Here is a 12,457-nt window from a genome sequence, read left to right as displayed (position 1 = left end):
CTTTGCGTGAAATATTTTCTCTTCAGTTTTCAGAATAACTCTTTCACCAATTCGCCCTGATCCAGAATCTCAATGGGCCGCCCGTCCGGCGTCACCAGTTGTTTGCGGGGATCGATGCCCAGCGAATCGAACACGGTGTAGGCCACGTCGGCCGGAGAGACAGGCCGCTTGGTGGCGTAGGCCCCCTGTTTGTCCGTTGCCCCGATCACGTTGCCGGGCTTCACGCCCGCCCCGGCGAACAGCAGCGAGCCGGCCTGGCCCCAGTGGTCGCGGCCGGCGTCCTTGTTGATCTTCGGCGTGCGGCCAAATTCGCCCATGCACACGACCAGCGTGTCCGAGATCAGGCCGCGTTCCGTCAGGTCGTTGACGAGGGAGGAGAAGCCCCGGTCAAACTCGGGGAGTTTCCGGTCCAATCCCTCGAAGATTTTGCCGTGATGGTCCCAACCACCGTAATTGACGGTGACAAACCGCACGCCGGACTCCACCAACCGCCGGGCGAGCAGGCAGCTTTGGCCAAAGGTCGTACGACCGTAACGGTCGCGGAGCTTTTCGCTTTCCTCGTCGATGGCAAATGCCTTGCGTGCCTCGCCGGAGAGGATCATCGCGGAGGCCCGTTGCCGGAATTCGTCGTAGGTGTTGATTTGATCGTTTGACTGAACCTGTCGGGCCAAGCCATCGACGGCATCAAGCAACCGGCCCCGGCGTTCGATCTTCCGGGTAGTCATCGCATCGGCCGGGGAGACGTCCTGCACCTTGTAGTTCTTGTCGTTCGGATCACCGGCCTTGAAGGACTCATACCGGCCGCCGAGGAAGGCGCTCTTGCCGAGTTCCCAAGTGAAGGAAGGATTGCGCGGCACCGACACATACGGCGGCATCGTTCCGCGAAATCCCGTCTCATGGGCGACAACCGCCCCGATGGCCGGGAAGTCCCCGAAGGCCGATCCGAACCGGCCGGACATCACCCAGTTGGTGGCCGTTTCGTGGTGGTCGTTGTTGTGCGACCCGGAGCGGATCAGCGAGACTTTGTCCATCGTCTTCGCCATCATCGGCAACAATTCGCCTATCTGCAAGCCGGGCACGTTCGAGTCCATCGGCTTGTATTTGCCGCGAATCTCGGCCGGTTGTTCCGGCTTCAGGTCAAACGTGTCGTGGTGGGACATGCCCCCGCCGAGATACACCAGAATGACCGACTGCGCCCGGTGCTTCGACTTCCCGCCGGGCAACTTCCGCTCGGCCCGCAGCACATCCGCAAGCGACAGCGAGAACGCGGAGAGGCCGCCGACTCGGAGAAAGGAACGACGATTGAAGTTGATGTCGAACATGTCGGTCCCAAATGATTCAAGGTTAAGAGACTTCGTTTGTGATCCGTTTTCGTTTCAGGGCAAGGGCGTGATTTCTACCGCCCCGCCGGGTTTGGCCTCGACGGACAGATGATGGCCCGCCAGCAGACGCATTCCCATCATGGGAGCGTCCTCCGTGCATGTCGCCAGCACCTGTCGCCACACGCGCCATTCCATTCCACTTCCAGCTTGAATATTTCAAGCATCCTGACAACCCCATCCGCCAGCGTCCATTCGGACCTGACATGGAAATCCAGATCCAAGTATCCCACGATATTCCGAGGCAAGGTAATCGCCGCGGAATATCCCGTGTCAATCACGAGGCCTTCGTCTGTCTCTGCCCCTTTCGGCCCTCGCAACCGAAGACGGACAATCGCCTCATGACGATCATTAACCGTCCCCCGTATCATCGAAAGCCTCTTGATTGATAAGCAGTCGGGTAACCGACCCGCCCGAGATAATACTCGCCGGACGGACGGCGGACTCTCAATCGTTCGGCAGCGGAGTAATCATCGGCGTCGAGTTCAAAGTCTTCGCTCAGAACCTCGATGGCAACAAACTTCCCGTGATCTTCCGGCCGGACGACCGGCTTGACGACCCGGTCATAAATCTCATGCCCGCGACGGACAACTTCCGCTGTCGCCATCTTGGATTCTTGGACACTCATTAGGCTTCCCTCAACTCCATTCGACACGAGATTCTATTGTCGTTCAATGATTAAACGCAAAGTTCTTCGAGTTCAGAATGGCCCAAAACAGATCGCGGAAAACCTCGTCTCGCGGGTCGCCCTCGGCCAGCAGTTTCTTCACAGCGTCACGTTCGGCATTGCTCGGTTTGCGGGCCAAGGCCGAGAGGAACAGGTCGTCCATCACTTGGTCATTGTCGGCATGTTTCTTCAACAGTTCGGCGAGGCGGCCGTCTGCCGATTTCACCTTTTGCACCACGTTTTCGCCATTTTGCAGGTGGAGCAGTTGAGGCATCGTCACTTCGCCGTTTCGTTCGCAGGCACACGCCGTCACCCGTTCGGAACGGCCAAACAGAGCGAGGAAATAGGAGTTCATGCTCGGGTCGGGAAGTTGCACCGCCCGGACGCCGGCCGGGTAGCCGGGGAAGCGGTCGGGGACGCCGGTCACCGTCGAGATCGCGTCGAGCATCACTTCGGCCGGGAGGCGCCGGGCGTAATAGTGGGAGAAATACCTGGTGTCCGTTTCGTTGGCCGGCCGGGTGGCGCTGGACAGTTGATAGAGGCGGGAGTTCAAGATGTTCCGCATTAGGTGTTTCATGTCGTATTTGTGCGAGACAAATTCGCCGACGAGGGCCTTCCAAAGCGGGATGTTGGTCGGCGGGTTGGTGGCTCGTAGGTCGTCCACGGGTTCGACGAGGCCGACGCCGAGATAGTGCTTCCAGATGCGGTTGGTCATCGCCCCGGCGAAGTATTCGTTCTTCGGGTCGGTCATCCACGTCAGCAGTTGGGCGCGAGGATCGGAGGTCGGCTTGATGTCCATCACCTGCCGGTCGAGTGGTTGCGGCTTCATGAACTTGCCGGTGCGCGGCTGGTTCACCCCCACCGGGCGGCCGTTTTGATTGGGGTCCGGGGCCGATACTTTGAGGGCGCTGTCGCCCATTTTCGGGTCTTTGCGGTCAAGCCGGATGCGGGAGAAGAACCCGGCGAAGTGGTAGTAATCATCTTGGGTGTATTTTTCGAGCGGGTGGTTATGGCACTGGGCGCAACCAATCCGCGTGCCGAGGAAGGCTTGGGCCACCGAGGAAACCACTTCGGATTTTTCAGCTTCCCGGTTTTCGCCGATGGTCACCAGATAGTAGCCGATAGCCGGGGAATCGGTGGTGTTGCCGGCGGAACCGAGGACTGATTTGGCGATCTCGTCCCAACCCTTGTTCGCGGCCACTTGTTTGCGAACCCAATCGTGCATCTGCCGGACGCCCTTGATGCCGCGAACATCGTGGTCACGCTCTTTGCGGTTCTGCAACAGGTCGCTGAGGATCAATGCCCAATAATCGACATACTCGGGCCGTTCCAACACCTGATCGACGAGTTTCGCCCGCTTGTTCGGCGAGTTGTCATTCATGAACGCCCGGACTTCGTCGGCCGAGGGGAGGCTTCCGGTCGCGTCAAGGAACACCCGGCGGATGAACTCATCGTCGGCGCAGGCGTCGGACGGTTCGATCTTCAACGCGGCCAGTTTGGCGAAGGCGTGTTCGTCAATGAAATTGTTCTTCGCCGTGTAACGACTCGGATCAACCGGCGTGTCGAACGGGACAGCCATCGTGGCGACGGCCACTTCTGTCTGGAACGAAGCCCGAATCGCCGATTCACCGAAGCGCAACGCCCTGACAAATCCTTCCGGCGTCACCTTTAACAGGCCGGGATCGTTGGACTCGAACTTGGTCAGCCAAGTGACATCACGGCGGGAACCGTCGCCGAACTCCCCGATGGCGAGCAGTTGTTGAACATCTCCCTTCCTCATCGTCCGCGTGCCGGGGAAGAGTTCCAGTTTCACCAACTTCGCCTCGTCGGCCAGCGGGCCGGGAACACCGGCCTTGATCCAGTCAAGCAACACGCGATATTCCCGGCTGTCGGCCCCGAACACCCGGCCCCCCTCATGAGGGGAAGTCCCGAGCGGTTTCCGGAGCATCAAACTGGCCTCGGGATCGGCCATCTCCAGCCGACGGCCGTTGAATTCGCGGGTGATGTAACGATGGTCAGTTTCCGGGGCATAGCCACGAAGCGACAGGCGAAAGCCGTTCTGCCCGGCACCTTTGCCGTGGCAGGCCCCTTGGTTGCATCCCTGCCGGGTGAGAATCGGAACCACGTCGTTGGCAAACGAAGGGGGTAATTCGATGGCGGGAAGAGCGATCTTCACCTTCACATCAGTCGTCAGGCCATTGTGGGAGACAGTCACCATTGTTTCGCCGGTGGCATTCCCGATCACGCTTCGCCCGAAAACGGCGGCCAGCGCCGGATTGGCAGACTTCAATGTCACGGCGGCCGAGACATCTTGGGACACGCCGTTGGCGTCCACCCGCGTCACCAAAATCTGGTGCGGGTGGGCCTTGTCATTGAGTTCAATAGCGGCCGGGGTGACGATTAACCGGGGGGCATCGGCCCACACCGGGACCGCGAACGCCAGCGAAGCGAGGGCAAAACGAAGCATGGAGAACAAACCTCTCAGCAGTGCGAGAAGGTCCTATGGGGTTCCGCTTGATGGTAAGGAGAGGGAACCCGGTGGGATAATCTGTTGTTATCTTATGCCCGTCCGAGCGACAACGCAAGCGGCATTCCGAAGGTGGTCCACGGGTGGAGCGAAGCGAACCCGTGGAACCGGGCAAGCCCCTTTATTTCATCACAATATTGCGATACTTAATCGCCCCGAACTCGGCCCGCAAGCCGAAGTTGCTCTTGTCCCCTTTGGTGGCCATCGTCTTTACGGTCTCGCCGTTCAATTTAAACTCGGCCTTTGATCCTTTCACGGCGATTTCAAAGGTGTTCCAGTCGTCTTTCTTCCAATTTTTGAGTTCGCCGCCTTCTTTGAGGTCGAACTTGGTTCCCCGCAAGAACAGGTCGTTGTTGCACTTCTCGCCCGGTTTGAACTCGAACGAGACGGTCACGTCGCCGGTGGTTTCGGCTTGGGTATAGATGTATTTGTCACCCTTCACGGCCGGGTCGAGCACGAGTTCCTTGTCGATCACCTTGAAACGGCCGGCATAAGCCTCGGTCTTGCCGTCGAGGGATTCACCTTCTTTAGTCTTCCAACCGGCGAGATCTTTGCCGTTAAACGCGGCGGTTGGCTTGGTGTCGGCGGCCGTGACAGCGAAGCCAAAAGCGAGGAGTGTCAATACGGAGAGAACGCGAATCATCGGAGGGAACCTCTGGAGAGGGCAAGCGGATGGCGGGATATCACTACGATGAAAGGCCGATTCGATACGAGTTTAGGCCAATTTCTTGGCGAGTTGCCTGAATGTGATGCGGTCACGGCCGGGCGTCGATCACCCGTTCCTCCCGCAACGGTCGCGGGGCATGACGGGCCACGATGCTGCGGACATAACTCATCTCGTGCAGGGTCGAAGTAACGGCGAGCCGAGCTTCTCTCACCAAAAGCATGCTGCTGTAAAACAACATACACCCGCCCGCGAGTCCCGAACATATTGGAATGACACTGAATTTCCAACGAAAAAAAGAGTCAAAGCCAATGGCGAGGCTCGTCGCCACCAACAGACCGATGGCTAGGTAAAGCATCGAGATCACACGGGCCAGCAATTGAATGCGAATGGCCAGTTGCGTGAGTTGGGTGGTGATGAGGTTTCGCTTCTCATCCATGCTAACGCCAGGAGTCGGTTGTTCGGCCGCCATTTGCTCGGCCACGTCCGTCAACGCGCGAACGCGATCAACGATCCGCCCCAACCGGTTGCCGGTGGACAACACCAGTGTCCCCGAGGCGGAGATCAGGAAAGCCGGGGTAATCATTGCCCCCAGCACTTCACTGGCCGGGGCCTCAAACATCTCGATTCTCCCGCGAGGAATTGGGGAACGGTTCGACGATGTCGTCGGCCAGGAGGAACAGCGCCAGCAAGATATGCGGGTTCAACACGCGGTCGAGCGGGGCGTCGGCCCATGGTTTCCACAGGCCCTTCGCCCGGATTTGAAGCTGGCCCCCGGCGATGATCGCATCCTCGGCCAGCCCCCACCGGAGTCGAGAACCGGCAAAATACAAGCCGTCGTTCCGGGCGACGAACAACCCAAACCGCAGCCGGTTGCCCGCCTCGAATTCGCCACACACCGCCGGCCAGTGCTGGCGAAAAACCTGCTCTTGAATCTCCCGGCTCAACGCGGAAAACTCCGTCAGGGCCGCCGGAAAGTCGGCCACCATGCCATCGGCCCGGTAAAGCCGCACCACCGGCCCGAGGATTCGCTCGGCCACCGGATCCAACGGAATCCAACCCGTGAGCGGTGTCCCACGGTCGTCGGCGGTTCCCGAGTAGGCTGCGCAACGGGTCACGCCATGCAAACTCATCCCGGTGACTTCCGACCATGGCAGGGACATCACTTCGCCGCGCTGCCAACGGAGCAGGCCCATCGGATACCGCATGACCCAGATTCCACGATCCCGAAGCAGGGCCAGCAAGAGAGTCAATCCGGCCAGCGGAATGCCGATCACTGCGAGCAAAACGACGATCCGCTGTTGCGGGGCAAATACCCAAAACCAGATATTGGTGATAAATCCCGCCAGCAGAATGACCGTTCCCCAACCGGCTCGGCGGAAATTCATGTGGGGGGAGGTGCGGTAAAGCCCGAGGGGTTGGCCGAGACCGGCGACGGCCGCCGCCAGTTCCCGAGGCAACTCCGCATGGAAGGCCGATGATGTTTCGGGGCTAATCATCCCGGAATGCTATCGGCCACTGTCACCGGAGACGACCGCGAATCACCGGAACAGTTCGGTCATGTCGAGACTTGCCACCGTCTGGCCGTCGAGAATAACGGGGACCAGCGTTCCCGCCGGGAACACTTGGCGGGTTCCATAACCTGTCGGCGAGGGTTGGGTGAATACTTCCAACTGACGGTCGGGGATGTTGACGACCCAGTATTCGGGAACATTTCCACGGGCATACGTCAGAATTTTGACCGTGGTGTCGATTCGCCGCGAAGAGTCGGCTACTTCGATGACCAACCCCAAATCACCGACCTGCGGGGTGCGAGCGGCGTAATCATCCGGATCGAAGCGGACAATGCAAAGATCGGGTTCAGGGACACTGGCCTCTAATTCCAAGGCCATTTGTCCCCGGTCCATCCAAGAAGCCGGAAGAACCGCCCGCAACATTCGCGTGATCCGGCTTAATCGACTGTCATGAGGATCGTTTCGGGACATTTTCTCAACCAGATAACCATCCAGCAATTCAACCGGCTCACTCTCTCCCAGCACACCCATTTCGATCATGCGGTTGTATTGCTCGACAGTGAATCGTCTGAACCGGTCGATGCCAAAACCAGCCGCCGGAAGTTCTGGTTTGGAACCATTGGCTGGCGGAAACGGAAGTCCGGCCGCCGACGTGGTCGGGACCGGACTTGTCGAAAGAGTTGGCAGCGTGGCGCTCATGACGATTAGTTTATCAGACGACCGAAAGACTTGCTCAGGGGAACCGGGGATCCCGGTTGTACGGTGTGAACACCGTGCCGGGGGTGGAGTCGCCGGTGCCGAAGAACTGACGGCAACTTCCAAAGACGAATTTGAACTCGGTGTAAAACGTGCTGCACCCGATCGGGGTCGGGGTGCCGTGCGGGGCGTTGATGTGGCGGTTGTAAATGCTCTGATAAGGCTCGCTCATAATTTGCGGAACGAGCGTCGGATCTCCCAAATGGGCGTTTGGCCGATTGGACGACGGGAACTTGGCCGGTTTGGCCTCGCCATACATCGCCGGCGGAAGGACATTGGACTGCGGCGTCGGAAGGATCAACGGCCCTTGCGCGGCGGCCAGGCCGGGAAACAGAAACACCGCTCCCAGCAGAAATTTCGTCATCGAACTCACAGTGACACCCCTCATTCCCCAAAGTCAAAACAGACCGGCGGATACCACCATCCATCGTCGTCCGGCCCGGTCATCATCGGGGAAAAACCTCTCATGCCTGTCGGGCGCAACCGGGTCGCGCCGGTCGGCCGGGAGATGACGGTTTTGCGGGGGATTTGGCGGATTCCAGGGAGGGCGGTTTGGGGCAATATCAATTTGAAAACATCGGAATTTAAGCCTTGCAAACGTCCGCATTTTCGTCAGATTCCGGACAATTGCCCGGTCAGGTGGGGAGGGTCAATGCGTCGGGCCATATCAGGGGAAGGATGCGAATGGAACGACAAAGGGGAAATGCTTGCGAGCGATTCGGAGGGCCTTTTGATCGGCCGATAGCAACTGACACTGCTCTCGCTCGGCGAGAGCCACATATAATCCCCCGCAAACCGTGAGACGGGTTGACAAGGCAATCTCCGTTGCCCGTCGAATCAAGGTGGATGAAAGAAAAATAGTGATGCCGACAACCAAAAGATCGTTGAGAGAAAGGACCGATTCCTCCGGATCGATGTCACCCGCTCGTTCGGCTTTCACAAGCACGCCCGCACATTCGGTCATCAGGATATCGGGGGCCAAGACTTCATGGATGCCCGCATGAAAATCGAAGCGAAATTTCAGGGCCTTTACCGTGTCCGGATTGGGCAAATACCATTTGGCGGCAACCGAAGAATCGAGAACGTACTTCATTCGTCATCGGTGGTTCGCGGGAGAAGATGTGCCATGTTGACGAATCCATGACGGTGGAAACACTTCTCTCTCACACGATCGGCGCGGGCACGAATGCGGGCACGGACGGCTGGGTCAATTGGCTGTCCCTTGTCAACGAAATTTTGAACGGCCTGACTGTCGGATTCACGGAGGAACGGATCGTCAAGCGGGTCGATACTGATTTCAGGAAGAATATTCATCTGAGTATCTTTCCTTTGAAGCAAAGAGGACTCAAGTCCAGTTTGCAATCTGGCAGACATCGGCAAACATAACTCGCCTGTTTCAGACTAACTTCGGTATTCTGGCGATTTTGATGGATGGAAAGCTCCGTCGAGCGGGCCAATTCCAACCAATCCGGCGGGGCAATTTATCACAGCGGATTGTCTTTGACCTTCCTATGGGTCTTGTCTTTTGGGTCTTTCGATTAAACCTGTTTTCAGGAACTTCTCACATTTCACAAACTTTACTCTTGCATTGGATCGGTCAACAAGCGTAATTTAACCATTGTCAACCATCCCGTCGTTTGGTTCTGTTGGAAACCCATTCCTTATGATGCCCGTCGTCGGTCTGTCATTCCGTCGCGGTTGGTTGTGCATGCCCCCTTCCTCTCCTTTCTCCGACGGGTCGGCCGGTTCCGGTTGTCCCGTGCGTTCGCTACCCGGAGCGTAAAAGTCATGGCCAAAGCAACACGTGGCGATTTCGTCGACATTCTTATCAAAAAGGGAGCCTTGGGCCCCGACCAGATCGAGGAGGCCGAACGACTGGCTTCCTCCAGCGGGATCAAGATGCAGGAGGCCCTCGTCAAGACGGGCTATGTCACCCTGCCCGAGATCATGGAAGCCATCGCCGAGTTCCACAATCTTCAGTTTGTGGACTTGGAAGAGGTGGAAATCCCCAAGGCAATCATCGAATTGGTTCCGGAATCGGTGGCGCGTGAAAACATCGTGCTGCCGTTGTCGCTGGAGGGGAACACCCTCAAGCTCATCACCTCGGACCCCACCAACTTCGATGTGATCCAAAAACTCACGTTCATCCTGAACAAGGACGTGCAGCCCGTTCTCGCTGACCACGAACAAATCCGGGCGGCGATCAACCGGCACTACGGGCAAAGCGAAACGGAGTCGATGGACTCCATGCTCGTCGAATTCACGGACACGGCCATTGACTTCACGCAGACGGAGCAGTCCAAGCAGGCGGCCGAGGACGATTATTCGGACGCCCCGGTGGTGAAACTCTGCAACCTGCTCATTCAGGAAGCGGTGGCGCTGCGGGCCTCGGACATCCACGTCGAACCGTTTGCCGACCGCGTCCGGGTGCGATATCGCATCGACGGCGTGTTGGCCGAGCGGGATTCCGTTCCTCGGCGGTTGTTCTCGGCCATGACTTCCCGCCTCAAGATCATGGGGGCGATTGACATTGCCGAAAAACGGCGTCCGCAGGACGGCCGGATCAAGGTGAACATTCAGGGCCGTCACTTTGACCTGCGGGTGAGCATGCTCCCCACGGTCCACGGGCAATCGACCGTCATGCGGATTCTGGACCGGAGCAACATTCAGGTCAGCATCCGCGACCTGGGCTTCGGCGAGGAGGACTACCTCCGATTCCAGCAAATCATCAAGCGGCCCAACGGCATCTTCCTCGTCACTGGGCCGACCGGGTCCGGGAAGACGACGACCCTTTATGCCGCGTTGAACGAACTGAACCGGCCCGACCGCAAACTCATCACCGCCGAAGACCCGGTTGAATACTATCTGCCGGGGATCAACCAAGTCGAGGTGAAGCACAAGATCGGGCTGGATTTCGCCCGCATCATCCGGGCCATGCTCCGGCAAGCCCCGAACATCATTCTGGTCGGGGAGATCCGGGACAAGGAAACCGCCGAAATTGCCGTGCAGGCCTCGCTGACGGGACACTTGGTGTTTAGTACGCTACACACGAACGACGCGCCCTCGGCCATCACTCGACTCGGTGACATTGGCGTGCAACCGTTCCTTATCGCCTCGTCGGTCATCGCCATCCTCGCCCAGCGTCTTGTTCGCGTGAATTGCGTCAAATGCAAGAAGCCGTACAAGCCGGACCCGGCCGAAATCCGTTCCGTGGCCCACACGGAGGAGATGCTGGCCAAGGCGACGTTCATGAAGGGCACGGGTTGTAATCACTGCAACCAGAAGGGATTCCGCGGTCGCAAGGGCATCTTTGAGATGATGAAGCTCAACTCGGCCATCCGGGAAATGACCTTCAACATGGCCCCCTCCCCGGATATCCGCAAGGTGGCTCGGGCAAACGGAATGCGGACCCTGTTGGAAGACGGCACGGCCAAGGCCTTTTCGGGCCTTACCACGCTGGATGAAGTTCTGAGCACCTGTCACGCCGAGTTTGTGGAGTTGGAATCGACCAAGAAATAACGGATTGACTGACAGCATCGTGGTCGGGGGATCCAATCCCTCGATCGGGAGACTCCTTTCCCGATGTATAATGTCTGACAGGTCCGGGATATAACGCCCATTGTTTCGGGGGATATTGTGGCAACCGTTCAAATCGAAAAGCTACTGGCCACCGTGATCCAGCTCAAGGCGAGCGACCTCCACATCACCGTGGGGCAACCCCCCGTCGTCCGTCACCAAGGCCGCATGAAGCGACTGGAAACCAAGTCGCTCGACAACGATGACTGCACCCTGTTGATGAAGTCAATCACCCCCGACCGTTGCCAGCAGGAAATTCAGGAAAAGGGGGGATCTGACTTCGCCATCGAGTATGTGGACGGATATCGGTTCCGCGTGGCTGTGTTCAAGCAACGCGGCAACATCGGCATCGTGATGCGGCGGATTCCCAGCCAGTTCCTCACCTTTGAACAAGTGGGGATGCCCGAGGCCATCCGCTCCCTGATTGTCCGGCCTCGTGGCATGATTCTGGTGACCGGCCCGACGGGGTCCGGCAAGACGACCAGCCTCGCGAGCATGTTGAACTTCCTCAACGATAACTACGACCGGCACATCATCACGCTGGAAGACCCGATCGAGTATTTCCACAAACACAAGAAATGCACGGTGAATCAGCGGGAAATCGGGCTGGATGTGCCGGACTTCAAAGAAGGGATTCGCCGGGCGTTGCGGATGGACCCGGACATCATCCTCGTCGGTGAAATGCGGGACTTGGAAACGATCCACGCCGCCATCGAAGCGGCCGAAACGGGGCACATCGTGTTCGGCACGCTCCATACCTCTGGAGCGGCCTCCACGGTGAACCGGATCATCGACGTGTTTCCGAAGGACCAACAGGATCAGGTCCGCACGCAACTTTCGACCGCCCTCATCGGGGTGTTGTCCCAGACGCTGCTTCCCAAGAAGCCCGAGGGTGTGATCGCGGCTTATGAAATGATGGTCGTGACGGACGCCATCTCCAACCTGATCCGTGAAAACAAGGTGTATCGGATCGACTCGGCCATCCAAACCGGGCGAAAACACGGGATGTTCCTGCTCGACGACACGCTGTTCAACCACTGGAAGAACGGCCTCGTTGAGAAGGAAGAATGTCTGCTGAAGGCCAAGAAACCGCAGGATCTCGCCGCCAAGATTGCCGCCGCCGAACGCGGCCAGATGTCCGATGATGATTACGAAGACGATGAGGATGACGACGAAGACGATGATGACGACGACGATGAACCGCCGCCGCGCAAGAGACGCTGACCTCGTGTAAATTCGTCCGGAACCCCTGATCCGCGAACTTCCAACGGCTGGAATTTTCCGATATGTCCAATCCGACACCAAACGAACCGAAAAAGCCCGCCCCCCAACCGGGTTCCGGCCAGCCCGTCGCCGCCAAGCCAGCCGCCCAAC

At 58.4% G+C, this 12,457-nt stretch carries 13 protein-coding genes; 2 read left to right on the top strand and 11 right to left on the bottom strand.

Annotation, left to right across the window (positions count from 1 at the left end; all coding sequences use genetic code 11):
• Positions 1 to 29 precede the first annotated feature (29 nt).
• The 11 genes from BGIM_RS0140355 to BGIM_RS64060 all read right to left on the bottom strand — a co-directional run bounded on the left by BGIM_RS0140355 (position 30) and on the right by BGIM_RS64060 (position 8,881).
• Positions 30 to 1,322, bottom strand: a complete 1,293-nt coding sequence (locus BGIM_RS0140355; RefSeq protein WP_020475287.1) for a DUF1501 domain-containing protein — start codon at positions 1,320 to 1,322, stop codon at positions 30 to 32.
• A 54-nt stretch (positions 1,323 to 1,376) separates the two neighbouring features.
• Positions 1,377 to 1,517 (bottom strand): hypothetical protein, encoded by a 141-nt coding sequence (locus BGIM_RS64065; protein ID WP_157369800.1) that lies wholly within the window; start codon positions 1,515 to 1,517, stop codon positions 1,377 to 1,379.
• Positions 1,518 to 1,746: 229 nt separating this feature from the next.
• Complete coding sequence (locus BGIM_RS0140345) at positions 1,747 to 2,007, bottom strand: hypothetical protein (protein ID WP_020475285.1); 261 nt, start codon at positions 2,005 to 2,007, stop codon at positions 1,747 to 1,749.
• A gap of 43 nt (positions 2,008 to 2,050) precedes the next feature.
• Positions 2,051 to 4,513 (bottom strand): DUF1549 and DUF1553 domain-containing protein, encoded by a 2,463-nt coding sequence (locus BGIM_RS0140340; RefSeq protein ID WP_020475284.1) that lies wholly within the window; start codon positions 4,511 to 4,513, stop codon positions 2,051 to 2,053.
• A gap of 181 nt (positions 4,514 to 4,694) precedes the next feature.
• Positions 4,695 to 5,216 carry a 3-keto-disaccharide hydrolase gene (locus BGIM_RS0140335; protein ID WP_020475283.1) on the bottom strand — a complete coding sequence of 174 codons (522 nt, stop codon included), beginning with the start codon at positions 5,214 to 5,216 and terminating at the stop codon, positions 4,695 to 4,697.
• 112 nt (positions 5,217 to 5,328) lie between these two features.
• On the bottom strand, positions 5,329 to 5,859 hold the full coding sequence (locus tag BGIM_RS55045) for a DUF2721 domain-containing protein (RefSeq protein ID WP_020475282.1): 531 nt from the start codon (positions 5,857 to 5,859) through the stop codon (positions 5,329 to 5,331).
• The gene (locus tag BGIM_RS0140325; RefSeq protein WP_020475281.1) at positions 5,852 to 6,736 is read right to left on the bottom strand and encodes a DUF6585 family protein; all 885 of its coding nucleotides are present in this window, start codon (positions 6,734 to 6,736) and stop codon (positions 5,852 to 5,854) included. The genes BGIM_RS55045 and BGIM_RS0140325 overlap by 8 nt, the downstream gene beginning before the upstream one ends.
• Positions 6,737 to 6,778: 42 nt before the next feature.
• The gene (locus tag BGIM_RS55040) at positions 6,779 to 7,450 is read right to left on the bottom strand and encodes a Uma2 family endonuclease (protein ID WP_020475280.1); all 672 of its coding nucleotides are present in this window, start codon (positions 7,448 to 7,450) and stop codon (positions 6,779 to 6,781) included.
• A 34-nt stretch (positions 7,451 to 7,484) separates the two neighbouring features.
• Positions 7,485 to 7,871, bottom strand: coding sequence for a hypothetical protein (locus BGIM_RS0140315; RefSeq protein ID WP_020475279.1), 387 nt, complete (start codon positions 7,869 to 7,871; stop codon positions 7,485 to 7,487).
• 303 nt (positions 7,872 to 8,174) lie between these two features.
• Positions 8,175 to 8,600, bottom strand: coding sequence for a type II toxin-antitoxin system VapC family toxin (locus BGIM_RS0140305; RefSeq protein ID WP_020475277.1), 426 nt, complete (start codon positions 8,598 to 8,600; stop codon positions 8,175 to 8,177).
• Positions 8,597 to 8,881: a hypothetical protein gene (locus tag BGIM_RS64060; RefSeq protein ID WP_157369799.1), complete on the bottom strand. Its 285-nt coding sequence runs from the start codon at positions 8,879 to 8,881 to the stop codon at positions 8,597 to 8,599. Before BGIM_RS64060 ends, BGIM_RS0140305 begins: the two co-directional genes overlap by 4 nt.
• Positions 8,882 to 9,295: 414 nt before the next feature.
• On the opposite strand from BGIM_RS64060, the gene BGIM_RS0140290 reads away from it, so the two are divergent.
• Both BGIM_RS0140290 and BGIM_RS0140285 read left to right on the top strand, forming a co-directional pair.
• On the top strand, positions 9,296 to 11,026 hold the full coding sequence (locus BGIM_RS0140290) for a GspE/PulE family protein (RefSeq protein WP_020475275.1): 1,731 nt from the start codon (positions 9,296 to 9,298) through the stop codon (positions 11,024 to 11,026).
• A gap of 117 nt (positions 11,027 to 11,143) precedes the next feature.
• The gene (locus BGIM_RS0140285; RefSeq protein WP_020475274.1) at positions 11,144 to 12,307 is read left to right on the top strand and encodes a type IV pilus twitching motility protein PilT; all 1,164 of its coding nucleotides are present in this window, start codon (positions 11,144 to 11,146) and stop codon (positions 12,305 to 12,307) included.
• Positions 12,308 to 12,457 lie beyond the last annotated feature (150 nt).

This window comes from Zavarzinella formosa DSM 19928 (genome assembly GCF_000255705.1).
In the GTDB taxonomy this organism is placed as follows: Bacteria; Planctomycetota; Planctomycetia; order Gemmatales; family Gemmataceae; genus Zavarzinella; species Zavarzinella formosa.
The sequence above is the reverse complement of the archived record's forward strand: the minus strand, read 5'-3'. Positions and strand labels throughout refer to the sequence as shown.

Coding starts and splice junctions, on each gene's coding strand:
- BGIM_RS0140355 (WP_020475287.1), bottom strand. CDS start 1,322: ATGTTCGACATCAACTTCAATCGTCGTTCCTTTCTCCGAGTCGGCGGC.
- BGIM_RS64065 (WP_157369800.1), bottom strand. CDS start 1,517: ATGGAATGGCGCGTGTGGCGACAGGTGCTGGCGACATGCACGGAGGAC.
- BGIM_RS0140345 (WP_020475285.1), bottom strand. CDS start 2,007: ATGAGTGTCCAAGAATCCAAGATGGCGACAGCGGAAGTTGTCCGTCGC.
- BGIM_RS0140340 (WP_020475284.1), bottom strand. CDS start 4,513: ATGCTTCGTTTTGCCCTCGCTTCGCTGGCGTTCGCGGTCCCGGTGTGG.
- BGIM_RS0140335 (WP_020475283.1), bottom strand. CDS start 5,216: ATGATTCGCGTTCTCTCCGTATTGACACTCCTCGCTTTTGGCTTCGCT.
- BGIM_RS55045 (WP_020475282.1), bottom strand. CDS start 5,859: ATGTTTGAGGCCCCGGCCAGTGAAGTGCTGGGGGCAATGATTACCCCG.
- BGIM_RS0140325 (WP_020475281.1), bottom strand. CDS start 6,736: ATGATTAGCCCCGAAACATCATCGGCCTTCCATGCGGAGTTGCCTCGG.
- BGIM_RS55040 (WP_020475280.1), bottom strand. CDS start 7,450: ATGAGCGCCACGCTGCCAACTCTTTCGACAAGTCCGGTCCCGACCACG.
- BGIM_RS0140315 (WP_020475279.1), bottom strand. CDS start 7,871: ATGACGAAATTTCTGCTGGGAGCGGTGTTTCTGTTTCCCGGCCTGGCC.
- BGIM_RS0140305 (WP_020475277.1), bottom strand. CDS start 8,600: ATGAAGTACGTTCTCGATTCTTCGGTTGCCGCCAAATGGTATTTGCCC.
- BGIM_RS64060 (WP_157369799.1), bottom strand. CDS start 8,881: ATGTCTGCCAGATTGCAAACTGGACTTGAGTCCTCTTTGCTTCAAAGG.
- BGIM_RS0140290 (WP_020475275.1), top strand. CDS start 9,296: ATGGCCAAAGCAACACGTGGCGATTTCGTCGACATTCTTATCAAAAAG.